At 66.8% G+C, this 25,741-nt stretch carries 24 protein-coding genes; 7 read left to right on the forward strand and 17 right to left on the reverse strand.

The features are described 5' to 3' along the window. Positions 1–578: hypothetical protein (locus B2J89_RS08210; protein ID WP_205763759.1), on the forward strand; the 578-nt coding region annotated here is incomplete at its 5' end. Here B2J89_RS08210 and B2J89_RS08215 read toward each other — a convergent pair. From B2J89_RS08215 to dinG, 7 genes are all read right to left on the reverse strand, one after another. Further along, complete coding sequence (locus B2J89_RS08215; protein ID WP_169168663.1) at positions 545–1,222, reverse strand: methyltransferase; 678 nt, start codon at positions 1,220–1,222, stop codon at positions 545–547. The two genes, B2J89_RS08210 and B2J89_RS08215, sit on opposite strands and share 34 nt — an antisense overlap. 262 nt (positions 1,223–1,484) lie before the next feature. Beyond that, positions 1,485–2,120, reverse strand: coding sequence for a PolC-type DNA polymerase III (locus tag B2J89_RS08220; RefSeq protein ID WP_169168664.1), 636 nt, complete (start codon positions 2,118–2,120; stop codon positions 1,485–1,487). Positions 2,121–2,180: 60 nt separating this feature from the next. Next, a complete protein-coding gene (locus tag B2J89_RS08225; RefSeq protein WP_169168665.1) occupies positions 2,181–3,398 on the reverse strand; it encodes a PHB depolymerase family esterase in 1,218 nt (405 codons plus the stop codon). Positions 3,399–3,416: 18 nt separating this feature from the next. After that, the gene (locus B2J89_RS08230; protein WP_169168666.1) at positions 3,417–3,842 is read right to left on the reverse strand and encodes a CopG family transcriptional regulator; all 426 of its coding nucleotides are present in this window, start codon (positions 3,840–3,842) and stop codon (positions 3,417–3,419) included. Positions 3,843–4,075: 233 nt separating this feature from the next. After that, the gene (locus B2J89_RS08235; RefSeq protein WP_169168667.1) at positions 4,076–4,579 is read right to left on the reverse strand and encodes a pyridoxamine 5'-phosphate oxidase family protein; all 504 of its coding nucleotides are present in this window, start codon (positions 4,577–4,579) and stop codon (positions 4,076–4,078) included. 190 nt (positions 4,580–4,769) lie between these two features. Then, on the reverse strand, positions 4,770–5,123 hold the full coding sequence (locus B2J89_RS08240; protein ID WP_169168668.1) for a zinc ribbon domain-containing protein YjdM: 354 nt from the start codon (positions 5,121–5,123) through the stop codon (positions 4,770–4,772). 30 nt (positions 5,124–5,153) lie between these two features. Continuing rightward, positions 5,154–7,340, reverse strand: a complete 2,187-nt coding sequence (gene dinG, locus B2J89_RS08245) for an ATP-dependent DNA helicase DinG (RefSeq protein WP_169168669.1) — start codon at positions 7,338–7,340, stop codon at positions 5,154–5,156. A gap of 167 nt (positions 7,341–7,507) precedes the next feature. Here dinG and B2J89_RS08250 point away from each other — a divergent pair, with 167 nt between their 5' ends. Then, on the forward strand, positions 7,508–7,843 hold the full coding sequence (locus tag B2J89_RS08250; RefSeq protein WP_169168670.1) for a hypothetical protein: 336 nt from the start codon (positions 7,508–7,510) through the stop codon (positions 7,841–7,843). Between the two features lie 129 nt (positions 7,844–7,972). Here the strand turns inward: B2J89_RS08250 and B2J89_RS08255 are convergent, their stop codons facing one another. Next, positions 7,973–9,271 carry an NRAMP family divalent metal transporter gene (locus B2J89_RS08255; RefSeq protein ID WP_169168671.1) on the reverse strand — a complete coding sequence of 433 codons (1,299 nt, stop codon included), beginning with the start codon at positions 9,269–9,271 and terminating at the stop codon, positions 7,973–7,975. Between the two features lie 338 nt (positions 9,272–9,609). Here B2J89_RS08255 and cho point away from each other — a divergent pair, with 338 nt between their 5' ends. Beyond that, positions 9,610–10,473, forward strand: coding sequence for an excinuclease Cho (gene cho / locus B2J89_RS08260; protein WP_169168672.1), 864 nt, complete (start codon positions 9,610–9,612; stop codon positions 10,471–10,473). 401 nt (positions 10,474–10,874) lie between these two features. On the opposite strand, the gene B2J89_RS08265 is transcribed toward cho, so the two are convergent. The 9 genes from B2J89_RS08265 to dnaA form a co-directional block, all read right to left on the reverse strand. After that, positions 10,875–11,021 (reverse strand): TRIC cation channel family protein, encoded by a 147-nt coding sequence (locus B2J89_RS08265; protein ID WP_169168673.1) that lies wholly within the window; start codon positions 11,019–11,021, stop codon positions 10,875–10,877. Next, positions 11,018–12,301, reverse strand: coding sequence for a M20 family metallopeptidase (locus tag B2J89_RS08270; RefSeq protein WP_169168674.1), 1,284 nt, complete (start codon positions 12,299–12,301; stop codon positions 11,018–11,020). Before B2J89_RS08270 ends, B2J89_RS08265 begins: the two co-directional genes overlap by 4 nt. A gap of 93 nt (positions 12,302–12,394) precedes the next feature. Beyond that, complete coding sequence (locus tag B2J89_RS08275) at positions 12,395–13,861, reverse strand: MFS transporter (protein WP_169168675.1); 1,467 nt, start codon at positions 13,859–13,861, stop codon at positions 12,395–12,397. A gap of 95 nt (positions 13,862–13,956) precedes the next feature. Then, the gene (locus B2J89_RS08280) at positions 13,957–14,529 is read right to left on the reverse strand and encodes an NADPH-dependent FMN reductase (RefSeq protein ID WP_169168676.1); all 573 of its coding nucleotides are present in this window, start codon (positions 14,527–14,529) and stop codon (positions 13,957–13,959) included. A gap of 146 nt (positions 14,530–14,675) precedes the next feature. Then, complete coding sequence (locus tag B2J89_RS08285; protein ID WP_169168677.1) at positions 14,676–15,956, reverse strand: CynX/NimT family MFS transporter; 1,281 nt, start codon at positions 15,954–15,956, stop codon at positions 14,676–14,678. Between the two features lie 2 nt (positions 15,957–15,958). Next, a complete protein-coding gene (locus tag B2J89_RS08290) occupies positions 15,959–16,720 on the reverse strand; it encodes an SDR family oxidoreductase (protein WP_169168678.1) in 762 nt (253 codons plus the stop codon). A gap of 642 nt (positions 16,721–17,362) precedes the next feature. Further along, positions 17,363–19,969, reverse strand: a complete 2,607-nt coding sequence (gene gyrB, locus B2J89_RS08295; protein ID WP_169168679.1) for a DNA topoisomerase (ATP-hydrolyzing) subunit B — start codon at positions 19,967–19,969, stop codon at positions 17,363–17,365. Positions 19,970–20,087: 118 nt separating this feature from the next. Then, positions 20,088–21,194 (reverse strand): DNA polymerase III subunit beta, encoded by a 1,107-nt coding sequence (gene dnaN / locus B2J89_RS08300; RefSeq protein WP_169168680.1) that lies wholly within the window; start codon positions 21,192–21,194, stop codon positions 20,088–20,090. 132 nt (positions 21,195–21,326) lie between these two features. Further along, positions 21,327–22,739 carry a chromosomal replication initiator protein DnaA gene (gene dnaA / locus B2J89_RS08305; protein ID WP_169168681.1) on the reverse strand — a complete coding sequence of 471 codons (1,413 nt, stop codon included), beginning with the start codon at positions 22,737–22,739 and terminating at the stop codon, positions 21,327–21,329. A gap of 285 nt (positions 22,740–23,024) precedes the next feature. Between dnaA and rpmH the strand changes: the two genes are divergently transcribed. The 4 genes from rpmH to yidC all read left to right on the forward strand — a co-directional run bounded on the left by rpmH (position 23,025) and on the right by yidC (position 25,669). Beyond that, a complete protein-coding gene (rpmH, locus tag B2J89_RS08310) occupies positions 23,025–23,159 on the forward strand; it encodes a 50S ribosomal protein L34 (RefSeq protein ID WP_005798102.1) in 135 nt (44 codons plus the stop codon). Positions 23,160–23,223: 64 nt separating this feature from the next. After that, the gene (locus B2J89_RS08315) at positions 23,224–23,682 is read left to right on the forward strand and encodes a ribonuclease P protein component (protein ID WP_169168682.1); all 459 of its coding nucleotides are present in this window, start codon (positions 23,224–23,226) and stop codon (positions 23,680–23,682) included. Further along, the gene (yidD, locus tag B2J89_RS08320; protein WP_169168683.1) at positions 23,679–23,972 is read left to right on the forward strand and encodes a membrane protein insertion efficiency factor YidD; all 294 of its coding nucleotides are present in this window, start codon (positions 23,679–23,681) and stop codon (positions 23,970–23,972) included. The genes B2J89_RS08315 and yidD overlap by 4 nt, the downstream gene beginning before the upstream one ends. Next, positions 23,969–25,669, forward strand: a complete 1,701-nt coding sequence (yidC, locus tag B2J89_RS08325) for a membrane protein insertase YidC (RefSeq protein ID WP_169168684.1) — start codon at positions 23,969–23,971, stop codon at positions 25,667–25,669. Before yidD ends, yidC begins: the two co-directional genes overlap by 4 nt. Positions 25,670–25,741 lie beyond the last annotated feature (72 nt).

Raw genomic sequence — 25,741 nt, forward strand, 5'->3', positions numbered from 1 at the left:
ACCCGTGGATGGAGGCGACCATGGCGCGGCACATGGGCCTGCAGCTGCCCCTGCTGTTCGTGCTCGGCTGGTGGGTGGCGCGCTGCGCCGGAGCGCGCCTCGCGCAGGCCGTCTCGCCCTGGAACGCGCACGGCGCCAACGGCCTGTTCGCGGCGCTGTGCACCACGGGCCTGTGGATGCTGCCCGCCGCGCTCGACCTCGCGGTGCTGCACGCCGGCATGGCGCTGGCGAAGGTCGTCAGCCTGGTGCTCGCGGGCCTGCTGGCGGGCCTGTCGTGGACCACGGCCGGGCCGGTGCTGCGCGCGTTCTTTGCGCTCAACGGCTTCTGGATGATGCTGGCCGCCGGCCTGCTCTACCAGGAGGCGCCGCAGCAGCTGTGCAGCGTCTACCTCAGCGACCAGCAGGGCGACGCGGGCCGCGCGCTGGTGGCCTGGGCCGTCGTGGGCCTGGCCGCCTGGCTGCTGCAGCTGGGGCGGCAGCTGCACGCCCAGGACGCGCGGGCAGACCGCAGTGCACCCGGCGGCGGGGGCCCGCCGCCACCGCCTCAGCGCCCGTACACCAGCACCCGACCCTTGTAGGCGGCCATGCCCGCTTCGGCAGGGCGCTGCAGGCGCTCTTCGCGCAGGCCAAAGCCCTGCGCCGCCATGCGGCGCGTGAAGGCCGGGCGGTTGCCGCGGTCGGGGTCGATGATCCAGACCTGCCCGCGGGGCGCGGTGTGCGCGCCGATGAAGCGCGCGAGCGTTCCATCTTCGTCGCGCTCGTACAGCAGGTCGCTGCCCAGCACCAGGTCGAACAGGCCCTGCACTTGGCCGGCGGCGCCGGCGTCTGCGGGCACGCCCCACTGGCCGTGGCGGTAGGGCATGGGCGACATCTGGTTCAGGCGCAGGTTCTCGCGCAGGAAGTCGCCGGCCAGCGGGTGGCAGTCGCTGGCTGTCACATCGGCGCCGCGCCGGTGGGCCACCAGGCTGGCCAGCGCCAGGCCGCAGCCGATCTCGAGGATGCGCTCGCCCGGCGTGACCGGGTGCAGCGCCATGCGCTCGGCCATGTGCAGGCCCGAGGGCCACAGCAGCCCGAAAAGCGGCCAGGCCGCCGACGAAATGCCCAGGCGCTGCGCCGCGCCCAGCGGGTCGGAAAATTGCTGGTGGTCGCGCAGCGAGCGGATCGCGAGGTTGTCCACGCCGCGCACGGCGATGCTTTCGAATTTGAGGAGGTAGCCGGGCATCAGGCCAGGCGCGGCGTGCGGTGTGCGTGTCGGAGGAGTTGGGACAAGAGGATATGCAATGAAAAGTGGCTCCGGCGCTGGTGCAGCATGCGCTGGCAGTTCACTTTTTTGATGGTGGTGGCACCCAAGATGCGCCCGCTGGGCGGGGCGCATGCCGCAGCCATCTTCGCAGCTTGGGCGCGGCCCGGCGGCGCGCGCCGCGCATGGCGCACCGCCAGCGCGGTCAATCGGGGCGCCGGGGGCCCGGGCTGATAACGCCGGTTCAGGCCGCCGCGGGGGGCACCGGCGCCGCCGCGTGGCGCGCCAGCAGCGCCCCCACGGCCGGCCGCGCGCAGCGCTGCAAGGCCACCAGCAGCGCGTGGTCGGGGGCTGCCACGCCCCAGCGCGTGCGCAGGTCGTGCTGCATGCGCGCCAGCAGCGCGGCGGCCATCTCGGCATCGGCCAGCGCGCGGTGGGCGGCGCCGGTGCGCGGCAGTCCGTGGTAGTCGACCAGTACGCCGAGCCGGTGGCTGGGCGCCTGCGGGTACAGCCGGCGCGACAGCAGCACGGTGCAGGCGAACGGCTGCGGCGCGGGCAGGTCCGCCAGCGCCAGCTCCGCCTGCCAGAACCTGCGGTCGAACGCCGCGTTGTGCGCCACCATCGGCGCCGCGCCGACGAAGCGCGCGGCCTCGCGCACCACCGCGGTCGCTTCGGGCGCGGCCGCGACCATGGCGTTGGTGATGCCGGTGAGCTGGGTGATGAACGGGGAAATCCAGGCGCCGGTCCGCATCAGGCTCTGGAAGCGGTCCAGCACCCGGCCGCCCTGCAGCAGCACGATGGCCACCTCGGTGGCGCGTGCGCCCTGGCCGGGCGAGATGCCGGTGGTTTCGAAGTCGATGACGGCGATGGGTGAAGGCATGGCGCCATTGTCCCCGCACGCGCCGGCGGGCGCCCTCCGCGGGCGGCCGCGCGCGGCGCTTCACTGCGCCTTGGGGTGCTCCAGAAAGAAGCGCAGCATCTCGCGCGTCGCGTTCACGCCGCGCGGATCGGTGTGGCTGCCGCGCGCGTCGCCGCCGGCCCAGGCATGGCCGGCGCCGTGCAGCTGCCAGTGCTCTGCGACCACGGGGCCGGGAGCGTGGGCCGGGTCGCCGTCCACGTGTCGGTACACCGTGCGCGTGTAGCGTCCGCCGCCGGGCGCACGCCCGGTTTCCATCGCGTGGCGCACCGGCGTGCCGGCGCGCGTGGCCGCCGCCAGCGCGGCGGCGATCAGCTGCTCGCCGTTGCGCGCGTGCACGGTCTCATCGGCATCGCCGTGGAACACGATGATGGGAATGGCCGGGCCGTGGCTGGGGAGCCCGGCGGGGCGCGCCACGGGCCCCGGCTTGGCGCCGTTGTGCATGGCCGAGAGCGCGGCCATCATGTTGTGTGCGGCGCCGGCCTGCAGGCCCGAATGCACGCCCACCGCGGCGAACAGGTCGGGGTACTCGCGCGCCAGCAGCGCGGCCATGGCGCCCCCGGCGGACAGGCCGGCGACGTAGATGCGCTGCGGGTCGACCGCATGGCGTGCGATCACGTCGCGCACCATGGCCACCAGCAGCGCGAGTTCGCCCGCGCCGCGCCGCTGGTTCTCGGGGCGGAACCAGTTCCAGCAGCCGTGCGGGTTGGCGCTGTGCGGCTGCATCGGGTAGAGCACCAGGGCCGGGGCCTGCGCGGCGGCCGTGTTCATGCCGGTGCCGGTGGCGAAGTCTTCGGGGTTCTGCGTGCAGCCGTGCAGCATCAGCACCAGCGGCAGGGGCGCGCGGGCGGCCGCGCCGGGCGGAACGTACAAATGGTAGTGGTGCTGGGCGCCGGCGTGTGCGAACGCCACATCGAGGAAGGTGCCCACGGGCTGGGTGGCGTGGCCCGCATCCGCCGGCCGTGGGGGCGTGGAGGTCCGCGCCGTGCCGCGCTCGATGACGACGGCGTCCTCCACGTCGGCGCTGGGCGCGCTGCGCCGGCCCTTGCGCGGCGCGGGCATGTGGGCGCCGGCCGCGGGCAGCAGGCTGCTGTGGGGCGGCGCGCCCGCTGTGGCCGCGTCCAGGGGCGCAGCGCCACCGAGCGCGCGCTGGATGGCGCGCGTGGCTTCACCGACCTGGCCGCTGCGCACGAGGGCGGTGGCGTCGTCGATCATGCTTTGGAGGTTGACATTCCAGTCCATGGCGGGCTCCTTGTCGGTTCAGCCAATGCGGCCGGCCAGCGCGGCCTTGACCGCGGGACTGGCATGGAAAGCGCCGAGCACCGTGACCGACGCAATCGTCGCCTGCGCCAGTGCGGCGGGCACGTCGGCGTCGATGCTGGCCAGGCCGAGCACGCGGATCTCCAGCGTCTCGCCGGCGGCCTGCACGGCCTCGAGGTCGGCGCGGCCAAAGCGCTGCAGGCCCAGCACCAGCATCTTGCGGGCCACCACCTGGCGCACCGCGTCCGCCTGCGTCGACAGCTGGTTGCGGATGGCCGTGCGGATGAAGTCGGTGCGGTTGCTGTAGAAGCCCTCGGCCACCAGCAGATCGATGTGGCCGAGGTCGACGAAACCGAGGTTCACGGTGACCTTTTCAGATTCCGCGACCTTGCCGCGGACGCCCGCCAGGGGCAGCACATTGTTCATATAAAACTCCTTGTGCCATCCATATGGATGGTGTGCAGAGTTATTCAAGGCCATGGTGGCAAAAAAATGCCCAAATGGCACCGCGATGGCCACTGCCTTTAGCGGCCGCTTGGGAGTTGGTGTCGAGGAGCCCGTCCGTCCGCCGAGACCTGTCAGCCGGCCTCAGCCGGCCCTGCCCCGAACCACCCGGACCGGCGCCCTGGGCGCAGTCCCCCTCGCACGGCCGCCTCAGCTCAGGGCAGGTCGAGTGCTTTGTGCTCGCCCAGCCCGGTGGGCGCTTGACCCGTGACGGCCGCCTTGGCCATCTTGAACAGCTGCACCATCTTGCTGTCGTCGACGTCCCAGTACTCGGCGTGGTCGATCTTGACGACCAGCAGCGCCAGGTTCGGGTCGGTCACGCCATCGGGAAACCAGGCCTTGGCCATGGGCGTCCACAGTTGCTCTTTCTTGGCCTGGTCTTCGCTGAAACGCGCGTGGCCGGACAGCGACACATAGCTGTCGGCGCCCGGGTCGGCGTACGACACGTTGACCTGGCCGTCGGTCTGCAGCTGCTCGTACAGCTCGCCCTGCTTGGGAATGAAGAAATACAGCTCCGAGTGCTCGTCGAGCGCCTGGTTCTGCGTGGTCAGCGGATGGGCATGCAGCACGCCGCTGGTGCTGCGGTGGGTCAGCATGCCAAAGCGGATGTCCTTGATGAGGTCCCACAGGGTTTGCTGCGCGGGCTTGTCGTTGCTCATGGTGGGGACTCCAGGTGTGAAATGTCGGGCATTCACTGTAGGTCTGGCCCCGGGGCGCAGGCGTCGGTAGAGCGCGCGGGGCGCTGTGGGGCCTGTCCCACAGCGTGCCTGCCGGTTCCATGGCTTTTCGGGCTCCAGCCCTTGTTCCGCAAGCGCTGGAAGCTCTCTTTTTTGCGTTCCAGCCGGGCGGTCAGGCCTTCTTCAAGAACTCGGATTTGAGCAGCAGGCTGCCCAGGTCGGTCTTGCAGTCGACGTTGTGGCCGTCGGCGCCGTCGACGAGGCGAATGCCCTTGATCTTCGTACCCTTCTTGAGCGTCGATGACGAGCCCTTGACCTTGAGGTCCTTGACCAGGATCACCGCGTCGCCGTCCTGCAGCGGGTTGCCGTGGGCGTCGCGCACCGCGCCGCCCACGGCGGCTTCATCGCTGTCCGGCGCCGCCGCCTGCGGCCACTCGTGCGCGCAGTCGGGGCAGATGAAATGGTCGCCATCGGGGTAGGTGTTCTCCTGGCCGCATTGCGGGCAGGCGGGCGGGGTGTGGGGCATGGGGGGTCCTCTCTGAAGTGCAAAAATTAATCAGGCGGCGCTGCGCTGCACCAGCGTGAACGGCGGCAGGCCCTTGAGCAGGCGCTGGCCGTAGTGGGTGCGCGTCAGGCGCCGGTCGTAGCAGTAGACATGGGCCTGGTCCTCCTCGGTGCGGATCGCGCGGCCGGCCCACTGCGCCAGGCGGATCGCGGTGGCCGGCACCACGAGTTCGCTGAACGGGTCGCGCCCGACGGCGCGCAGCCACTCGGCGCGCGCCTCGCCCACGGGGTCGTCGGGCGGGGCGAACGGCAGCTTAGTGATGAACACCGATTCGCACAGCCGCCCCGGCAGATCGAGCCCTTCGCCGAACGACTGCATGCCGAAGATGATGGACGGCTGCCCGGCCGCCACGCGCTCGCGGTGGCGCGCCAGCAGCTGGGTGCGCGGCAGCGCGGTCTGCACCAGCACCAGGGGGCGCATGGCGGTCGGCAGGGCATCGACCGCCTGGCGCAGTTGCTCGCGCGAGGTGAACAGCACCAGCGCGCCGTATGCGACCTGCGCTAGGTCGCCCATCAGCGCATCGACCATTTCGGCGGTGAAGGCCTGGGCGTTCTTCGGGTCGGCATGGGTTTCGGCGGCGATCAGCGTGCCTTGCGCGGCGTAGTCGAAGGGGCTGGGCACCTCGAGCGTGGTGGCGGCATCGTCGCCGTACAGTCCCGATTCGCGCATAAAGAAGTCGAAGTTTCCGCAACTGGTCAGCGTGGCCGAGGTCAGTACCGCGCCGCGCACCGCGCCCCACAGGTGCTGGCGCAGCGTGGCGCCGGGCAGGATGGGGCTGGCGTGGGCCTTGACGACGATGAAGTCGCCATCGACTTCGAGCGTGAACCATTTCGCGGCCGGCACCGCGCCCTCGGGCGCGTCCTGCAGCAGCAGCTGCGCGGTGGCGTGCACGGCTTCGAGCCGCGGCGCGAGCATGCCGATCTGCGCGTACAGCGCCGACAGGCGGCGCGCCTCGTCGGGCTTGTCGCGCATCTCGGCGCGCAGGGCCTTGCTGATCGCGCGCAGGCATTCGAGAAAGCCCGCCGCGTGGTGCGCCAGCTGGCCCAGCGGCTCGACCAGCGCCTCGGGCAGCACGCCGCCGGGCACGCGCACGCGCGAGGGCATGCGCGCATCGGGCACGCGCGTGCGGCCCGCGCCAGATCCCCAGCCGCGTGGCGGGTGGCGCAGCGCCTCGCCATACAGGTCCATCACCAGCCGGGCCAGGTCCTGCAGGCCCTGGCGCAGCGCGCTCGCGTGGCGCGGAATGTCGGCCACGTCCCCGACCTCGACCAGCTGGCCGATGCGCAGGCCGCGGCTGGCCAGGCGGTCGATCCAGGTCAGGCGACTCAGGTCCATGCTGCAGGCGAACTGGTCGAGCGCCGTGGCCGGCAGGTGGTGCGCCTCGTCGAGCACCAGCAGGCAGTTGTCGAGCTCGGGCAGCATGCGCGCGCCCAGCGACGACAGCAGCAGGTCGTGGTTGGCCACGATGACCTGCGCGCCGACCAGCTCCTTGCGCTTGTCGTAATAGGTGCACTGCGAAAACACCGGGCAGTGCTTGCCGGTGCAGCTCGCGCCCTCGGCCGCCACGGGGCTCCAGACCTCGGGCTCGGGCGGGGTGTCGAGCGTGTCGCGGTCGCCGTCCCAAGCGCCGTGCGCCAGCGCCCGTGCCATGCCCGAATAGAACTGGATGCGCGCCTCGGTTTCGTGCTGCGGGCGCGCGGCGGCAGCTTCTTCGGGGAACAGGTCGTCGTCGGCCTCGCCGTGGGCCTCGCCCGTGCCCGCCAGGCGCTCGAGCTTGAGCTTGCAGACATAGCGCCCGCGCCCCTTGGCCAGGGCAAACTTGAACGGCTGGGGCAGCTGCGCGGCCAGCGCCGGCAGGTCCTTGTTCACCAGCTGTTCCTGCAGTGCCACCGTGGCGGTCGAGATCAGCACGCGCGTGCCGCGCGCGAGCGCCAGCGCGATCGCCGGCGCGCAGTAGGCCAGCGACTTGCCCACGCCCGTGCCGGCCTGGATCACGGCGATCGCGCGCACCGGCTGCGTGTCCTCGTCCTCGGGCTTGCCCAGCTCGGCCGTGCTGAAGGCCTGCGCTACCTGCTCGGCCATGCTGCGCTGGCCGGCGCGGCCGCGGAACCCCTCGGTGGACTGCACCACCGCATCAAACGACTGCAGGGCCGCGTGGGCCCATTCTGTAGAAGACATGGGGCGGGAGTTTGGCATGGCCGCGCAGGGGCTGGCGCCGTGTGGCTTCTGACGAGGGGCCTGCCAGCGTGGCGCGGGCCCTCGCGCGCGCGGGCCGCCGGCCTACAGCGGTGGCGGCGCTGGCCTTTTACGATGTTCCGACCATCCCCCTTCCGAGGAGCTACCCCATGTCGCCGCAAGATCCGCACCGTCCCGCAACGCCCGCACCCGCGCAGCGCAGCGTCGACACCACGCAGAAAACGCTGGATGCGCCATCCGCCGGGGCCGACGCCACGCCCCCCGAAGGCACCCGCCTGCCCAAGCTGCCGCACGAACGCGACCAGTCGGTCGGCATGACCGACGGCATTCCCAGCGCCGACATCCAGCAGGCCTACCGCGATGTGCAACGCGGCCTGGTCGACACCGACGCCGGGCGCGAGGCGCACAACGTCGGCAAGCCCGTGCAGCCCCCCGAGCCCGCCCCACCCGGCACGCCCGGCCCGGTGGAGCCCGACCGCCCGTGAAGCGCCGGCGGCGCGGGCGCACAGCCCATGCCGCCCGAAGATGCCCGGTTCGGCATCCGCCCGCTGTTGCTCCCCACCGCACGCCATGTCGCGGGGCCCGGCGCCTTCCGGGTGCCGGCCGTCGCGCGCTCACATCGCCATCGTGACCAGCATGGCCAGCACCGCCACCGCCATCACGCCGGTGCACAGCCAGCCGAGGGCTTTGAGACCGGCACCCAGCACCAGCGCGCCCATGATGTCGCTGCGCACGGCCATCAGCATCATGACGACCATGATGGGCAGCGAGATGACGCCGTTGAGCACGGCGCTCCAAAACAGGGCCTTGATCGGGTCGATGGACGTCAAGCCCATTCCCACGCCGACCAGCGTGGCCATGGCAATGATGCCGTAGAAGCCTTTGGCGGCCATCGGCTTGCTCTCCAGGCTGCTCTTCCAGTGGAACGTCCCGGCCACCGCGTAGGCGGCCGAGCCGGCGAGCACCGGCACCGCCAGCAGGCCGGTGCCGACGATGCCGACCGTGAACAGCAGAAAGGCAAATTCGCCGGCGATGGGCCGCAGAGCCGTGGCGGCCTGGGCCGAGGTCTGGATGTCGGTGACACCATGCGCATGCAGCGTCAAGGCCGTGGTCAGGACGATGGAAAAGGCGACCAGGTTGGAGAAAGCCATGCCGATCAAGGTATCGAGCTTGATCCGGCGCAGTTGGTCGCCGGCCTGTGCCAGGGTGTCTTTCAGCGCCCGCGCGCGCGGTTGGGCGTGCATTTCCTCGACCTCTTGCGACGCCTGCCAGAAGAACAGATACGGGCTGATGGTGGTGCCGAACACCGCCACCGTGGTGGTGATGTAGTCCTGTTGCCATTGGAGATGCGGCAGGAAGGTGTGCTGTAGCACCGTCGCCCAAGGAATTTTCACCGTGAACACCGTCGCGACATAGGCCAGCAGCACCAAGGTCAGCCATTTGAGCAGCCGCACATAGCGTTTGTAGGGAATGAACACCTGCAACAGCAGCGACAGCATGCCAAAGAAAACCACATACAGGTGCCTGCTGCCACCCACCAGCAGCCTCAGGGCATCGGCCATGGCGGAGATGTCGGCGGCAATGTTGATGGTATTGGCCAGTACCAGCAGCGATACCAGGCCATAGAGCAGCCAGGCCGGGTAATGCCGCCGCACATTGGTGGCCAGGCCGTGGCCGCTGACCCGGCCAATGCGTGCGCTGATCATCTGGATGCCCACCATCAGCGGGAACGTCAGCAGCAGGCTCCACAGCAGCCCATAGCCGAACTGCGCCCCGGCCTGCGAATACGTGGCGATGCCGCTGGGGTCGTCGTCCGCCGCCCCCGTGACCAGGCCCGGACCGAGTTTGTCCAGCCAGGATGCGTCGCTGGCGGTGGGGATCGGCTGCGGATCAGGAAGGCGTGTGTCCGCCATGGCGTGGCTTTCGTGCAGTTGAAGCCCAGGGACTCTCAAGGCGCACGGCGGCAGGCCCCGCGCCATCTCTGCATTGGAGGGACAGCGGCCCGAGATCGCGGTAAGACGCAGACGCCAGCGTGCGTAAGACAAGAACAGACGCGTTCCCACGAAAGTCCGGTGCCGGGGCCTCTGGTGCAAGTGCCACTGGGCCCCTGCGCCGCAGCAAGCGCTCACGCCAACGTCCTGGCTATACTGTACGAACGCCCAGCATCGGTGCGCTGGGAGCGTGCAAGCCCCGCAGCGCGGCCACTGTGGCCTCCTCGTGTTTTCCGTTTGTTTGCACCCCGACACTGGCCATGCACCGCCCCTCTCGCCGCCGTCCCGAGTTCGACGCCGCGCGCATGTACGAATACCCGCAGCATTTGCGTGCGGCGCTGGACGATCTGCCCGCCGCGCCCGGCGTCTACATTTTTCATGGACAGGAGGGCGCGCTGCCGCTCTACATCGGCAAGAGCGTCAACCTGCGCTCCCGGGTGCTTTCCCACCTGCGCAATCCCGAGGAGGCACGCCTGCTGCGCCAGACCGTGCGCATCAGCCATATCCGCACGGCCGGCGAAATCGGCGCGCTGCTGCTGGAAGCCCGGTTGATCAAGCAGCAGCAACCGCTGCTCAACCAGAAGCTGCGGCACCACCGCCAGTGGTGCGCACTGCGCGTCGAGGGCAGCCTGCCCGAGGTGGTCTATTCGAAAGACCTCAACTTCGCCACCGAACCCGGCCTGTATGGCCTCTACGCGAGCCGCCATGGCGCCCTGGAGGCGCTGCGCCAGGTGGCAGACGACCAGCGCCTGTGCTACGGCGCGCTCGGCCTGGAAAAGCCCGCTCCGGGCAGGGCGTGTTTTCGGGCCATGCTGCGCCAGTGCGCCGGCGTGTGCCGCGGCGACGAGACGCCCGAGAGCCACCGCCAGCGCCTTTTCACTGGCCTCGAAGGGCTGCGCGTGGCCTGCTGGCCGTACCCCGGGGCGGTCGGCCTGGTCGAAAGGGAGGGGGCCGAGCAGCAGATCCACGTCGTGCGCAACTGGCATTACCTGGGCAGCGCGCAGGACGCTGCCGAGGCCCGACAGCTCGGCCAGGCGGCGCCGGAATTCGATGCGGACGTCTACAAGATCCTGTGCAAGCCGCTGCTCAGCGGCCGCGCCGAGATCATCCTGCTTCAGGCGTGAGGCCGGGGCGCCATGGCAGGCGCCGTCTCCTCTGCGCAGGGTGCGAGCGCTGCCGCACCCTATCGTGGACGCTGTAGGTTCTCCTTGAGTGGGCTAACGATCGGTAGCTCGGATAAAGCGATTCGTAGGTCTTGTGAGAACAGCGACGGTGCTCATTCTCCGCGTATGGCCAAAAATCATGGCGCTTCTGCGCGCCGGTCACGGCACATAGTCCCACGCCGATGGAGTCGAAGAGGCGCATCGGGTGCGCCAAGCACACGACCACCGGGTTTGCGACCATCGTCATCAATGCCGCGGCCATGGCAACGGCGAGGTAGCGCCAATCGGTCGGCCCGGCCGGCGGCACAGCGCCGATGATGCAGAGGTCGCCCTGCACGCCCGGCCGCAAGCGACCGTGAACGCTATGGCACGGCGCCGAACCGGTCAAGGCCGCGGTCCCTGGCAGCGACGGCACCGCCGATGGCAAAGGCGAACGTGCCCGCCAGATCAAGCCTGGTGAACAGGCGGTGGTCGTTCAGGCCGGCAAGTACCAATTCGTGGACGCTCATGTGTTCGTTTCAGGCCGTGGCGCCGGGGGGCACAGCCACGCGGCAGCGGCGGTCAGCATGGCCTGCAAGCCGGTCTCGAGCGTCGGGTGGATCTGCGGCGCGAACTTCGGCGAGTGGTTGCTGGGGATCTTGTTGACGGTCTTTTCCTGTTGGGCTTTGGCATACACCACCGGGTCGGTGCCACCGACGAACCAGAACACATAGGGCACGCCCCAGCTGCGGCCGAAGATGCTGAAATCTTCGCTGGCCGACGCCGGGCTGGGCGCCAGCGAGGCGTTCTTGCCAAACTGCTGGCCGAACGCCTGCGCCACCTTTTGCGTCGCGACCAGGTCGTTCTCGGTCAGTGGGTAGCTGTTGATGGTGGTGAACTCGGGCGGCCGCTCGGCACCGGAGGCATCGCATTCGGCGCAGCAGATGCGGCGGATCGACTTGAGCATGTACTCGCGCGTGTCCTCGCTGAAGGTGCGCATGTTCAGCTTGATGGTGGCATCGTCAGGGATGATGTTTTCCTTGGTGCCGGCCTGCAGCGAGCCAATCGTGAGCACCGCCGGCTCGGTCGGCGCGATCTCCCGCGAGACGATGGTCTGCAGGCGCAGCGTGGTTGCGGCGGCCATGATCACCGGATCGATCGAGGTTTGCGGCTGCGAGCCGTGCGAGCCGCGCCCGAAGAGCTTGATCTTCAGGCTGTCTCCAGCAGAGAGTGTGACGCCGGGACGGTAACTCACGGTGCCGGCCGCACCGACCATCACGTGCTGGCCCAGGATGATGTCGGGTTTCGGAAAGCGGCCTTCGTCCCAATCGCGCACCATGGCGCTCGCGCCCTCGGCTGTTTCCTCTCCTGGCTGGAACACGATCATCAGCGTGCCCTGCCAGGCGGCGCGATTCGCGGACAGGATGCGCGCGGCGCCCATCATCCAGGTCACGTGCATGTCGTGGCCGCACGAGTGCGCGACGCCGACCTCGACGCCGTCCGCGTCGCGTGCCGTCACGCTGCTGGCATAGGGCAGCCCGGTGTTCTCGGCCATCGGCAGCGCATCCATGTCCGCGCGCAGCATCACGGTCGGGCCAGCGCCGTTCTTCATCACGCAGACCACGCCGGTCACGCCGACGTTGCGCGTCACCTCGTAGCCGAGGCCCTGCATCGCGTCGGCGGCGATCTTCGCGGTGCGGACTTCCTGCATCGACAACTCGGGGTGCTGATGGATGTCCTTGTAGAGCGCTTCGAGTTCGCTCATCAGGGCGGGTTCGGCGGAGCCGAGAGCTTGGGTGAGGGCATTCATGACAGCTCCAGAAGTGACGAAGCAAGGTTGACAGAGGTCCGACAGAAAGCGCGCTGGAGGGAATAGTCGGCGCTTGACATGACGGTTGGGGATTCAGGCCGGCGCCTTCGCTCCCTTGGGCACCGTGAGCATGATCGAGAGGATGGCCATCAAGACCATCAGCGCGTTGAAGCCCAGCGCAACGATGGCGGCCTCCCGCACGGCCAGGTTGTCCTGGCGGCCACTGAAGGTGATCACGCCATCAAGCCAGTTCATGCTCGCGCTGTCGTCGCTGAGCGCGGTGAAGATGGCGGCGGAAATCGCCACGCCGAAAGCGGCGCCGAGCGACGAAGCCATCTTGTAAATGCCCGAACCCGACCCCGCCTGGGCCGCCGGCAGGTTCGACAGCGCCGCATCGGTCGACGGGGTGGCATAGAACGCCAGACCGACACCGAACAGCGTGTAACCGACGCTTGCGAGGATCTTGTAGTCCGACAGCAGCAGATTGGCGGGCGACACCAACAGGATCGCCAGGCCCGTAATCAGGCAGCCCCAGATCATCGGCTTGCGCGGGCCGAAGCGTTGCAGCAGCTTCTCGCCCACGCGGATAAAGGCGATGATGGCAATCGCGTAGCCCAGCGTCAGAAATCCGGCCTGCTGGGCGTTCATGTTGCCGCCGAGCTGAACCAATTGCAGCGAGACGATCAGTGTGCCGGCCGTTCCGTTGATCAGGAAGTTGGAAATCGTCGCACCGGTGTAGGTCGGGTTCTTGAACAGGCTGAAATCAAAGAACGCATTGGATGCCTTGTTCTCGATACGGAAAAACAGCCAGCCGAACGCTGCGGTTATCGCCAGCAGCCCCAGGCCCACCGGGCTGGTCCACCCCAGCTTGTTGCCCTGCGTCACCAGTACCTGCAGTGCCACCATGGTGACCATGAAAGTCAGCACGCCAGTCAGGTCAAACTTGTACCCACCCGTGGTTTCGGCCTTGCTCTCGGGCGTGCCGTGCATCATCCACAGGCCGAGCACGCTCACAGCGATGGCCACCCAGAAGATCGAGCGCCAGCCGAAGTGCTGCGACATCAAGCCGCCGAACAACGCGCACAGTCCGGAACCGCCCCACGAACCAATCGACCACATGCTGATCGCGCGCTGGCGCTCAGGACCATCCCAAAAATCCTTCACCAGCGCCAGACTGGCCGGCATGATGCAAGCGGCCGACAGGCCTTGCAGCGCACGGCCCGCGAGCAGGACCGGTGTTGCCAGTTGACCCTGCGGTGTGATGGCCACCAGCAGCGAGCCGGCGATGCTCAGGTAAAAGCCAATACGGGTGATCTTCAGCCGGCCAATGCGGTCGGCCAAGCCACCCATCACCACGATGAAGATGCCCGAGAAAAGGGAGGTGACGGCCACAGCGACGTTCGTCACGTTCGCATCCATGCCAAGGTCACGGCGCATGTCGGGCGCGATGTTGAGCGTCGTCTGGGCAAACAGCCAGAATGCGACGACGCCCATGATGATGCCGAAAAGAAGCCGGTCGTTGCCCTTGTACGCCACCTTTGGTTGAACGCTGGCATTCATCTCGTTCTCCATTGCGCCTACGAAACCGGGCTTATCTCGACGGCTGCGTCACCGCGAAGCAACGTCCGATCGATCACTGCCGCCGGCAGCGGCGGTCATGCATCGCGCGGCAGCACCGCCATGACGCGCGCGATGAACTGGTGGAAATCGGCCATGTAGTTGCGCAGGAACTCCGCCGTGCCTGCGTTGGTCACGTCGCCATCCTCGGTGATGAGGCCGGGGGTGAAATGGATGTAGGCCTCCGGCGCGTTCATCTGGGGTGCGTTGCAGAAGCCGAGCACACTGCGCAGGCTCTGCTGGGCCACCGCAGTGCCAATGGCGCCGGGCGATGCGCCAATTACGGCGCAGGGCTTGCGCGTGAACGAGTTCTTCCCCCACGGCCGGCTCGCCCAGTCGATGGCATTCTTCAGGCCGCCGGGGATCGAGCGGTTGTATTCCGGTGTGACGAACAGTAGCGCATCGACATCGGCGATGGCCTGCTTGAAGGCGCGTGCCACCGGCGGGTAGTCGGCGTCGTAGTCGTAGCTGTAGAGCGGCAGGTCCTTGATCGGTATCTCCGTGAACACCAGCGCGGGCGGTGCCAATTTCACCAGCGCCTTGGCGAGCTGACGATTGATGGAGGCCTTGGCGAGGCTGCCGATCAGGTAGCCAACTTTGTGTGTAGTCATGCGAACCTTCCTTTCAACACGAGACGTTGATGCGATCGTCCGGCCGGCGCCCGGCTTTCCGCGACAGCGCTTGCGAGAGATGAATCTGTTCCGGCGGACAGATCACGATACGCCTGTTGGCATGGGTTGAACAGGGGCGCACGGCATCAGGCGAACCTGTCCTCGAGGTAGCGACCCGGCCGGGCCATCATCAGTCCACCGACGGCCATGGGCACCACCGTTACGGCATAGACCCAAAGCGCCGCCGTCCAGCTGCCCGTCGCCGCATAGAGCCAGCCGCCCAGCAGCGGGCCCAGCGTGCCGGCGAGGTAGCCGATGCCCATCGCAAAACCGGCGATGGCGGCGGAGCCCATGGTGGTGCGGGTGCGCAGATTGAACATGGCGATTGCGAGCGGAAATGCGCCGCCGGCCAAGCCGGCAACCAGCGCCATGAGCCAAGCAGGTCCAACGCCGAAGATCATTCCTAGGTAACCGATGGGCCCAACCATGGCCAGCAGGATTGCCAATGGAATCGGATTTTTCATCCGGTTGGCAATGAGTGGCGTGATAAAGGCCATCGGAAGCGTCATGAAGGTGTAGATCGAGAAGGCCAGGCCTGCTGCATTCCGGTCCAAGCCCAAGTGCTGTTGCAGGATGGTCGGCAGCCAGGCCAGCATCGCGTAAATATTCAGCGATGCCATGGCGTAGAAAAGTGCTGTGCCCAACGCCACGGGGCTGGTGGCCAACTGGGCCAGGCCGAGCTTCTGTGTGGCGGGTGCGGTGGCAACACCGGCTTGGGCCGCCACGGGCCCGGTGCGCCGAATCTTCAGCAACTGGATGACCCAAGGGACCACGGCGACCAGCGACAACACACCCCATGAAGCCAACGAAGCTTGCCAGCCCAGAGCGTTCGCCACGGGAATGGCCGTCATGGCGGGCAACGTCGCTCCCGCCTGCATCAGCAACGCGAACACCGTCACCATTACCGCCTGCCGGTCTGGAAAATACTTCTTGACCAGCGGCGCGCCCACCACGTTGCCCAGGCCCATGCCGGTCAGCGCAACAATGCTGAGGACTATGAAGACAGCGGGACTGTCGAGGAAGGGGCGGGCCAAGGTGCCTGCGGCAGCCAGCGACACAGCCAGCAAGGCGGTGGATTCGGCACCGATTTTGCGCACGATCACGGGCGCGAGAAATCCTGCTGCGCCGAAACACAGCGTAGGCAGCATCCCGATAAAGGTGGCGCCTGCAGTGCCAATCCCCAAGGCCTCGCGCACGTCGCTGAGCAGCGGAGACAAACCGGTGACAGCATGCCGCAGGCCGATGCCCAGCAGCACGAGTCCGATCAGGACGGCCGCCCGGCCCTTCCACAGGCCTGGGCGCGGCGCAGCCGGGTGGCCGGTTTTGGGGTCAGAGCCTTCGGACGGGGCAGTGACCGTGTGGGCCATGATCAGCCGGCGGTCTTGGAGTCACCATCGATCGGGAACATCTGACCGGAGATGGTGCGCGCGTGCGGGCCCGCAAGGAAGACAGCCAACGCGGCGATGTCAGCCGGATCGATGAATTTCTTGACGGCTTGGTTGGCCATCGCCAAGTCGGTTTCTTCGTCCACGGTGCGTCCGGAGACCTTGGCGCGCCCTTCGAATACCGATTGAAGGCGCGGCCCGTCCACAGCACCCGGATGAATGGAATTGGCGGTGATGCCGTGCGGCCCCAGTTCAAGCGACAAGGTCTTGGTGAAGCCGACCAGCCCCCATTTCGTCGTGGAGTAGGCCACCCGGTTCGGATAGCCGAAACGCCCCGCCAGGGAAGACATCACAAGGATGGAAGCGGCCGGAGATGCTTTGAGCAAAGGGATGGCACGCTGGGTGACCATGAACGTTCCGGTCAGGTTCAGGTTGACGACGGCATTCCAGGTGTCGAGCGGGTAGTCGGCAACAGGCGCCGTGGCCCCGGCGATGCCCGCATTGTTGATGAGCACATCCAGCCCGCCCAACTGTGTCTGCACATTCGCAAACAGAGTGTCCAAGTCCGCAGGCTTGCTGATGTCGCCCACCGTTCCACTGATTGCGGGGTATTGCGTGGTGATTGCCTGCACAGCCTCGGCGTTGACGTCGGCGATGTGCACGCGGGCCCCTTCGGCTGCGAATGCCTTGGCAATGGCCAGGCCAATTCCGCCAGCGCCGGCGGTAATAAGTACGCGTTGGGTCATGACTGAATCTCCTCAGGAGCGTGGAGCAGAGTGCATTCTTGAAATACTCTACGCCGCCCATGAGGGAAAGACAACGCTGCGCATTCGGCGCAAGCTCTTGCGGGGGCCGCATCGGCAAAAGATAGCGCTGTGTCCTCACAAACTGGACCATGGCAGTACCCCTGAAACCGGTCATCGAACCCGGGAGGTCGCTGGCATCTGGACGACGGCAACGCGGCAGAGACCATGAGTTAGAAGCATGGTTGCCACCGACCGGAACCGCTGCGAACCGTGCCTTGATAAGAAGGTCGCTATGCGACCGGAACGGGGCGGTACCGCTAGTTCGCAGCCCGTGAGGATGGCCCTTTGACCTGCGTCGAGCCACGGACCTCGGGAGAGCTCTGTTGACTGGCCGATCCTGGCAGTGCAGCGGTCACTCAGCCAGCGAAACATCCAATGACCGGTAATGGCGGCAGCGGTCATCAATCCGCCAAAACTGGATGACGGCAGCCGGCCTGAAGCAGTCGCTCGCAAAACCCTTCTGGCCGCTACTAGCAAATTGTTAGTCGGGCTCTCTGAATGAGAAAAGCCCGGTAACACCGGGCTTTTCTCATTCGCAAAATTTGAGAAATTTGCAGGATTTTTGAGAACCTACAAAAACGCTCAGACGTCGATGTTGCCAGCGCGCAGCGCGTTGGTTTCGATGAAGTCGCGGCGCGGCTCGACCTCGTCGCCCATCAGCATGGTGAACACGCGGTCGGCCTCGATGGCGTCGTCGATCTGCACGCGCAGCAGGCGGCGCACGGTCGGGTCCATGGTGGTTTCCCAGAGCTGCTCGGGGTTCATTTCGCCCAGGCCCTTGTAGCGCTGGCGCGCGGTGGTGCGCTCGGCCTCGGAGATCAGCCAGTTCATGGCCTGGCGGAAGTCGGCCACTTTCTCTTCCTTCTGGCGCTCGCCCTCGCCGCGCAGCGCCTTGGCGCCTGCGCCCAGCAGGCCGCGGAAGGTGTTGGCGGCCTCGGCCAGCGCGGCGTAGTCGGCGCCGTTGACGAAGTCCTGCGTGAGCACGCTGCTCTTGACGTTGCCGTGGTGGTGGCGGCTGATGCGCAGCAGCGGCTTGTCGGTGCGCACGTCGAATTCGCCCGCCACCTCGGCCGGGATGCCGGTGATGTTGAGCTCGCGCAGCTTGGCTTCGAGCGCCACGGCGCTGGCCTGCGCGTCCTGCAGCGTGTCGAGCTGGAGCGCGACGCCATCGGCCACGGCGCGCAGGGCCTCGAAGTCCATGAAATTGGACAGGCGCGTGATCACGTGCTCGGCCGCCTGGTGCTTGCGCGCCAGCTCGGCCAAGGTTTCGCCCGAGAGCACGCTGGCGCCGGACTCGGCGCTGGTGACGATGCTGGCGTCTTTGAGCGCAATGCGCAGCAGGAAGCCGTCGAGCGCGGCGGCGTCTTTGAGGTACAGCTCTTCCTTGCCGGCCTTGACCTTGTAGAGCGGCGGCTGGGCGATGTAGATGTGGCCGCGCTCGACCAGCTCGGGCATCTGGCGGTAGAAGAACGTCAGCAGCAGGGTGCGGATGTGCGCGCCATCGACGTCGGCGTCGGTCATGATGATGATGCGGTGGTAGCGCAGCTTGGCGACGTCGAAGTCGTCGTTGCCGGTGCTGCCGCCGGCCTTGCCGATGCCGGTGCCCAGGGCCGTGATCAGCGTCAGGATTTCGTTGCTGGTCAGCAGCTTCTCGTAGCGCGCCTTTTCCACGTTCAGGATCTTGCCGCGCAGGGGCAGGATGGCCTGGAACTTGCGATCGCGCCCCTGCTTGGCGGAGCCGCCGGCGGAGTCGCCCTCGACGATGTAGATCTCGCACATCGCCGGGTCTTTTTCCTGGCAGTCGGCCAGCTTGCCGGGCAGGCCCATGCCGTCGAGCACGCCCTTGCGGCGCGTCATCTCGCGCGCCTTGCGCGCGGCTTCGCGCGCGCGCGCGGCTTCGACGATCTTGCCGCAGATGATCTTCGCGTCGCCCGGGCGCTCCTGCAGGTAGTCGGTGAGCAGCTTGCCGACGATGTCCTCGACCGGCGCGCGCACCTCGCTCGACACCAGCTTGTCCTTGGTCTGGCTGCTGAACTTGGGTTCGGGCACCTTGACCGACAGCACACAGCACAGGCCTTCGCGCATGTCGTCGCCGGTCACCTCGACCTTGGCCTTCTTGGCGAAGTCGTTTTCATCGATGTACTTGTTGATGACACGCGTCATCGCGGCGCGCAGGCCCGTGAGGTGGGTGCCGCCGTCGCGCTGCGGGATGTTGTTGGTGAAGCAGAGCACCTGCTCGCTGTAGCCGCTGTTCCACTGCATCGCCACTTCGACGCCGATGTGCGTGCCGGGGATGCCGCCATAGGTTTCGGACGGCCGCTCGCCCGACGCATAGAACGAGTTCGGGTGCAACACGGTTTTACCCTTGTTGATGAACTCGACAAAGCCGCGCACGCCGCCGGCTCCCGAGAAGTCGTCTTCCTTGCCGCTGCGCTCGTCCTTCAAGCGGATGCGCACGCCGTTGTTCAGAAAGCTCAGCTCGCGCAGACGCTTGGCCAGGATCTCGTAGTGGAAGTCGCTGTTTTCCTTGAAGATCTCGGTGTCGGGCAGGAAGTGCACCTCGGTGCCGCGTTTTTCGGTGTCGCCAGTGACTTTCATCGGCGAGACTTCGACGCCGTCGACCTGCTCGACGATGCGGTTTTGCACAAAGCCGCGGCTGAATTCGAGCACGTGCACCTTGCCTTCGCGGCGCACCGTCAGGCGCAGCTTCTGGCTGAGCGCATTCACGCAGCTCACGCCCACGCCGTGCAGCCCGCCCGAGACCTTGTAGCTGTTCTGGTTGAACTTGCCGCCCGCGTGCAGCTCGGTCAGTGCGATCTCGGCGGCCGAGCGCTTGGGCTCGTGCTTGTCGTCCATTTTCACGCCCGTGGGAATGCCGCGGCCGTTGTCGGTCACCGAGATCGAGTTGTCGGAGTGGATGGTGACGACGATGTCGTCGCAGTGGCCGGCCAGCGCCTCGTCGATGGAGTTGTCCACCACCTCGAACACCAGGTGGTGCAGACCGGTGCCGTCCGACGTGTCGCCGATGTACATGCCAGGGCGCTTGCGCACCGCTTCCAGGCCTTCGAGGATCGTGATGGCACCTTCGCCATAGCCTTCGCTGGCGCCCGCCTGGTGGGCATCGATCTTGGGCGCAGCGGCGCCAGCGCCGATTTCTTCGGACTCGGGCAATTGGTTTTCAGCGGTCATGGTCGGCCTTGGCAATGCATGGAAACCATGGGGTTTCCAGATTCTTTGAGAGTCAAAAACGCATCTAACGCAGGACAGGTAAGCGTTAGAAGCTATATATTAGATAGCAGTCAACGGGTTAGATGCGCATCGGCATCACGACGTACTTGAAGCGGTCGTTCTCGGGGATGGTCAGGAGCGCCGAGCTGTTGCCGTCGGAGAGTTCGACCTTCACCATGTCCTGGCCCATGCTGGTGAGCGCATCGATCAGGTAGGTGACGTTGAAGCCGATCTCGATGGCGTCGCCGCCGTAGTCGATGTCGAGCTCGTCCACGGCCTCTTCCTGCTCGGCGTTGTTGCTGGCCACGCGCAGGGTGCCGGGTTCGATGTTCAGGCGCACGCCCTTGAACTTGTCGCTGGTCATGATGGCCGTGCGCTGCAGGCTCGCCAGCAGCGGGGCGCGCCCCAGGGTCACGCTGTTGTGGTGGTTCTTGGGGATCACGCGGTTGTAGTCGGGGAACTTTCCCTCGACCAGCTTGGTGACGAACTCCATGGCGCCAAAGCTGAACTTGGCCTGGTTGTTGGCGAAGCACATCTCGATAGCGCCGTCGGCGTCGCTGAGCAGGCGCTGCAGCTCGATCACGGTCTTGCGCGGCAGGATCACTTCCTGCTTGGGCACCTCGACGTCGAGCGTGGCGCTGGCAAACGCCAGGCGGTGGCCGTCGGTGGCGACCAGGCTCAGCTGCTGGCCCTCGGCCACGAACAGGATGCCGTTCAGGTAGTAGCGGATGTCCTGCACCGCCATGGCAAACGCCACCTGGCCGAGCAAACCCTTGAGCGTCTTTTGCGGCACGCTGAAGGAGGGGCCGAAGCTGGCCGATTCCTGCACCAGCGGGAAGTCCTCGGCCGCCAGCGTCTGCAGCGTGAAGCGGCTCTTGCCGCCCTTGAGCACGAGCTTGTCCTGGCTGGACTCCACGCTCACGGTCTGGTCGCCGGGCATGCTGCGCAGGATGTCGATGAGCTTGCGCGCGTTCACGGTGGTGGTGAAGTCGCCGGTGTCGCCGCCGAGCTCGGCCGTGGTGCGGATCTGGATTTCGAGGTCGCTGGTGGTCAGCTGCAAGGCGTTGCCGGTTTTGCGGAGCATGACGTTGGCCAGGATGGGCAACGTGTGGCGGCGCTCGACGATGCCGGCGACCGATTGCAGAACCGCGAGAACCTTGTCTTGTGTTGCCTTCAGGACGATCATGTCAACCTCTTGTGGATTTTTGGAACGGGATGTGGATGGCGGCATGGGCCATGCCCCCTCGGGCCATCCAATCCGCCATTTTGCCCGCTCGCGGGGCGGGTTCGCGTGTCAAGGGGACGGGCGGCGCCATCGTCAGCCCTTGAGCGTTTGCTCCAGCACGTGCAGTTGCTGGTTGAGTTCGGTGAGCTGCTGGCGCTCGGCCGAGATCTTGCGCACCGCGTGCAGCACCGTGGTGTGGTCGCGCCCGCCAAACAGCTCGCCGATCTCGGGCAGGCTCTTTTGCGTCAGCTCCTTGGCCAGGTACATCGCGATCTGGCGCGGCCGCGCAATGCTGGCCGGGCGCTTCTTGCTGTACATGTCGGCGACCTTGATCTTGTAGTAATCAGCCACCGTCTTCTGGATGTTTTCCACAGAAATCTGCCGGTTCTGGATCGACAGCAGATCGCGCAGCGCCTCGCGCGCGAGCTGGATGGAGATTTCCTTCTGGTTGAAGCGCGAGTACGCGAGGATCTTGCGCAGCGCGCCCTCAAGCTCGCGCACGTTCGAGCGGACGTTCTTGGCGACGAAGAAGGCGACCTCCTCGGGCATCTCGGTGCTTTCGGCGCGCGCCTTGTTGATCAGGATGGCGACGCGCATCTCCAACTCGGGCGGCTCGATGGCCACCGTCAGCCCCGAATCGAAGCGCGAGACCAGGCGCTCGTGTATGTCGGCCAGGCCCTTGGGGTAGGTGTCGCTGGTCATCACGATGTGGCTCTTCTTGGCCAGCAGCGCCTCGAAGGCGTTGAAGAACTCTTCTTGCGTGCGGTCTTTGTTGGCGAAGAACTGCACGTCGTCGATCAGTAGCAGATCGAGCGAGTGGTAGCGCTCCTTGAATTCGTCAAAGGTTTTTCGCTGATACGCTTTAACCACATCCGAGACGAACTGCTCGGCGTGGATGTAGAGAACTTTGGCGTCGGGCCGGTCGGCCAGCAGTTTGTTGCCCACGGCGTGCACCAGGTGGGTCTTGCCCAGACCGACGCCGCCGTAGATGAACAGCGGGTTGTAGAGGTGCCCCGGCATGCTGGCCACGTGCATGGCGGCCGCGCGCGCCATGCGGTTGGCTGTACCCTCCACCAGAGTGTCGAATGTCAGCGCCGCATTGAGCCGGTTGCGCAGGGCGCCCCGCGAGCCGTCGTCGGCCACCGCCGCAGGCTCCGGTGCCTGGGCGGGTGCAGGCGCATTGGCGGGCACATAAGTGCGTGCGCTGGCGGCCCGCTGAGCGAGCGCTAACTCAAGGACCAGGGATTGGCCGTACAAGGACTCCAGCAGGGCAGCGATCCGGCCGGCGTACTGGGCGCGTATCCAGTCGAGTGTGAAGCGGTTGGGGACGTAGAGCGTGATGCGCGAAAAATCTTCCGCGACCTGGGCCGCCAGGGGTTTGATCCAGGTGTTGAACTGCTGTGCGGGCAGGTCTTGGGCAAGTTGTTCTGTGCAGGCCTGCCACAGTGCCTGGCCGGCGTCGGCGCCGGAAGGGGGGGAGGGAGCGCGCGAGAGTTCCTCTGTCATTTCAAGGTTTTTTTGTGGATAGAAGGAACATTCAAGGCCCCAAATTGTAGCTTGTGAAGAAGTTATCCACAAGTCTGTCCCATGCCCTGAAGCCGGCTTTTGCCCGATTCGCACGCGTGTTTCATTGCCTTGTGGCAGCAAGCCTGCGATAATCTCTGGTTTCCCTGAATGTGTTCAGGGCAATTGAACCCGGTCCGCGCCTGTGTGCGCCGCTGCCCCGTGCCAAGATGCGGCGGCAAAGGCGGCGATTGTGCGTGCCGGAACTGAACTCTCAAGGAATCCATCATGAAACGTACTTACCAGCCCTCCAAGACGCGCCGCGCCCGTACCCACGGTTTTCTCGTGCGCATGAAGACCCGCGGCGGCCGCGCTGTGATCAACGCCCGCCGCGCCAAAGGCCGCAAGCGCCTGGCCGTCTGAGGCCCGCACGGGTTTTGGCTCGCTCCCCGGTTTATGCCCTCAGGCATCCAGCGGGGGCGCCTCCATGCAGCGGCTGAAAACGCGCCCGCAGTTCCAGGCCGCCATGGCCGGGGGCACTGTGGCCCGCACCGCGCATTTTGCGTTGCACCGGCTGGCGCTGGATGCTGCCGGCGCAGCGCTGCCTGCGTTGGGCACGGCCAGCGGGCCCGCACCCTCGGGTTCTGCCCAGGCCCTGTTTCCTGTCGACGGCATATGGCTGGGTGCGATGGTGCCCAAGCGCTGGGCGCGCCGCGCCGTCACGCGCAACGCGATCAAGCGCCAGATCTATGGCGTGGCCACTGCCCTGGAGCCGCCGCTTTTGCCTGCGGCCCATGTGGTGCGCCTGCGCGCGGCGTTTGACCGCAAGCTGTTTCCCAGCGCCAGCTCCGAGGCCTTGAAGCTGGCGGTGCGCAACGAGCTGCAGCAGCTGTTCCAGCGCGCCGCGCCGCGCGGGGCATCGCCGCAGGCCGGAGCCTCGGCATGATGCGCCGCTTGCTCATCGCCCTGGTCAAGGGCTACCGCCTTCTGCTCAGCCCCTGGCTGGGTTCGGCATGCCGCTTCGAGCCGACCTGCTCGGCCTATTCGCTGCAGGCCCTGGAGCAGCATGGCGCTGCCACAGGCGCTTGGCTCACGCTGGCGCGTCTGGCGCGCTGCCACCCCTGGTGCAGCGGCGGACACGATCCCGTACCCGATGGGCCGCCGCGCGCCAGCCGGTTGTTTTCGCGCCTGTTCTCGCCCGCCACTCCACCCTCCTCACCAAAGAAGTCTTCATGAACGACATCCGCCGCACCATCCTGTGGGTGATATTTGGCTTTGCCATGGTCCTGTTGTGGGACAAGTGGCAGGTGCACAACGGCAAGCAAGCCACTTTCTTCCCTGCCCCCGCTACGACGGCCGCGGCCCCGGCTGCCACGGCGCAACCCTCCGGTGCTGCGTCCGTGCCGGCACCCATCGCCGTAGCGCCCACGGCCGCCGTGCCAGGCACTGCGGCCGTGCCCGCCCTGACAGGCGCGCTCGCCCCTGCGGCGCGCGAGCAGGTGGTGGTGACCACCGATGTGCTGCGCCTGACCTTCGACAGCGAGGGGGGCTCGCTCACCCATGCCGAACTGCTCAAGTACGCCGACATGGAAGACAAGTCGAAGAACTTCGAGCTGCTCGACCAGAGCGCCCAGCGCGTGTACGTGGCGCAGACCGGCCTGATCGGCGGCAACTTCCCCACCCACAAGACGGTGATGACCGTGGTGCCAGGTGCGCGCGAACTCAAGGAGGGCGAAGACACGCTGACCGTGCGTTTCGAGTCGCCCGCCATGGACGGTGCCAAGCTGGTCAAGACCTGGACCGTCAAGCGCGGCGCCTACAGCGTGGCCGTGCAGCACGACGTGCTCAACACCGGCGCCGCCGAACTCTCACCCCAGCTATACCTGCAACTGGTGCGCGACGGCAACAAGCCGCCGGGCGAGTCGTCGTTCTACTCCACCTTCACCGGCCCCGCCGTGTACACGCCCGAGAAGAAGTACCAGAAGGTCGAGTTCAAGAAGATCGAGGAAAACAAGGTCGATATCGAGAAGTCCGCGACCAGCGGCTACGTGGCCATGGTGCAGCACTACTTCGCCACCGCCTGGCTGCTGGGCGACGGCATCCCGCGCGACCTGTTCATGCGCAAGGTCGATGCCAACCTGTATTCGGTCGGCATGATCACGCCGCTGGGCCCGATTGCCCCCGGCGCCAGCAAGACGCTCGAGGCGCGCCTGTTCGCCGGCCCGCAGATCGAAAAGACCCTCGAATCCCTCTCCCCGGGCCTCGAACTGGTCAAGGACTATGGCTGGCTCACGATCCTGGCCAAGCCCTTGTACTGGCTGCTCGACAAGCTGCACAGCTTCCTGGGCAACTGGGGCTGGTCCATCGTCGGCCTGGTGCTGCTGCTCAAGATCCTGTTCTACTGGCTCAATGCGAAGGCCTACGCCAGCATGGCCAAGATGAAGGCGATCAACCCCAAGATCACCGAGATGCGCGAGCGCCTCAAGGACAAGCCGCAGCAGATGCAGCAGGAGATGATGCGCATCTACCGCGAGGAGAAGGTCAACCCCATGGGCGGGTGCTTCCCCATCGTGATCCAGATCCCGGTGTTCATCGCGCTGTATTGGGTGCTGCTGTCGAGCGTGGAGATGCGCAATGCGCCCTGGATCGGCTGGATCCACGACCTGTCCTCGCCCGACCCGTTCTTCATCCTGCCGGTGCTCATGACGCTCAGCTCGCTGCTGCAGACGGCGCTCAACCCCGCGCCGCCAGACCCGATGCAGGCCAAGATGATGTGGATCATGCCGCTGATGTTCAGCGTGATGTTCTTCTTCTTCCCGGCCGGCCTGGTGCTGTACTGGCTGACGAACAACATCCTGTCGATCGCGCAGCAGTGGCTCATCAATACCCGCATGGGCGTGCCGCCGCAGTTCAACCTGCCCAAGTTCAAGTGATCGGCCGCTAGAACCCCTTCCAAAGGCCGCGCAAGCGGCCTTTTGCATGCCACCTCTGTATAAAGTCCACCC

It is taken from the genome of Acidovorax sp. SRB_24 (assembly GCF_012931925.1).

Coding starts and splice junctions, on each gene's coding strand:
- B2J89_RS08265 (WP_169168673.1), bottom strand. CDS start 11,021: ATGAGCGTCCACGAATTGGTACTTGCCGGCCTGAACGACCACCGCCTG.
- B2J89_RS08235 (WP_169168667.1), bottom strand. CDS start 4,579: ATGAGCAACGACAAGCCCGCGCAGCAAACCCTGTGGGACCTCATCAAG.
- yidC (WP_169168684.1), top strand. CDS start 23,969: ATGAACGACATCCGCCGCACCATCCTGTGGGTGATATTTGGCTTTGCC.
- cho (WP_169168672.1), top strand. CDS start 9,610: ATGCACCGCCCCTCTCGCCGCCGTCCCGAGTTCGACGCCGCGCGCATG.
- gyrB (WP_169168679.1), bottom strand. CDS start 19,969: ATGACCGCTGAAAACCAATTGCCCGAGTCCGAAGAAATCGGCGCTGGC.
- B2J89_RS08290 (WP_169168678.1), bottom strand. CDS start 16,720: ATGACCCAACGCGTACTTATTACCGCCGGCGCTGGCGGAATTGGCCTG.
- yidD (WP_169168683.1), top strand. CDS start 23,679: ATGATGCGCCGCTTGCTCATCGCCCTGGTCAAGGGCTACCGCCTTCTG.
- B2J89_RS08255 (WP_169168671.1), bottom strand. CDS start 9,271: ATGGCGGACACACGCCTTCCTGATCCGCAGCCGATCCCCACCGCCAGC.
- dnaA (WP_169168681.1), bottom strand. CDS start 22,739: ATGACAGAGGAACTCTCGCGCGCTCCCTCCCCCCCTTCCGGCGCCGAC.
- B2J89_RS08285 (WP_169168677.1), bottom strand. CDS start 15,956: ATGGCCCACACGGTCACTGCCCCGTCCGAAGGCTCTGACCCCAAAACC.
- B2J89_RS08280 (WP_169168676.1), bottom strand. CDS start 14,529: ATGACTACACACAAAGTTGGCTACCTGATCGGCAGCCTCGCCAAGGCC.
- B2J89_RS08215 (WP_169168663.1), bottom strand. CDS start 1,222: ATGCCCGGCTACCTCCTCAAATTCGAAAGCATCGCCGTGCGCGGCGTG.
- B2J89_RS08250 (WP_169168670.1), top strand. CDS start 7,508: ATGTCGCCGCAAGATCCGCACCGTCCCGCAACGCCCGCACCCGCGCAG.
- B2J89_RS08225 (WP_169168665.1), bottom strand. CDS start 3,398: ATGGACTGGAATGTCAACCTCCAAAGCATGATCGACGACGCCACCGCC.
- B2J89_RS08240 (WP_169168668.1), bottom strand. CDS start 5,123: ATGCCCCACACCCCGCCCGCCTGCCCGCAATGCGGCCAGGAGAACACC.
- dinG (WP_169168669.1), bottom strand. CDS start 7,340: ATGTCTTCTACAGAATGGGCCCACGCGGCCCTGCAGTCGTTTGATGCG.
- B2J89_RS08275 (WP_169168675.1), bottom strand. CDS start 13,861: ATGAATGCCAGCGTTCAACCAAAGGTGGCGTACAAGGGCAACGACCGG.
- B2J89_RS08315 (WP_169168682.1), top strand. CDS start 23,224: ATGCAGCGGCTGAAAACGCGCCCGCAGTTCCAGGCCGCCATGGCCGGG.
- B2J89_RS08220 (WP_169168664.1), bottom strand. CDS start 2,120: ATGCCTTCACCCATCGCCGTCATCGACTTCGAAACCACCGGCATCTCG.
- B2J89_RS08230 (WP_169168666.1), bottom strand. CDS start 3,842: ATGAACAATGTGCTGCCCCTGGCGGGCGTCCGCGGCAAGGTCGCGGAA.
- B2J89_RS08270 (WP_169168674.1), bottom strand. CDS start 12,301: ATGAATGCCCTCACCCAAGCTCTCGGCTCCGCCGAACCCGCCCTGATG.
- dnaN (WP_169168680.1), bottom strand. CDS start 21,194: ATGATCGTCCTGAAGGCAACACAAGACAAGGTTCTCGCGGTTCTGCAA.
- rpmH (WP_005798102.1), top strand. CDS start 23,025: ATGAAACGTACTTACCAGCCCTCCAAGACGCGCCGCGCCCGTACCCAC.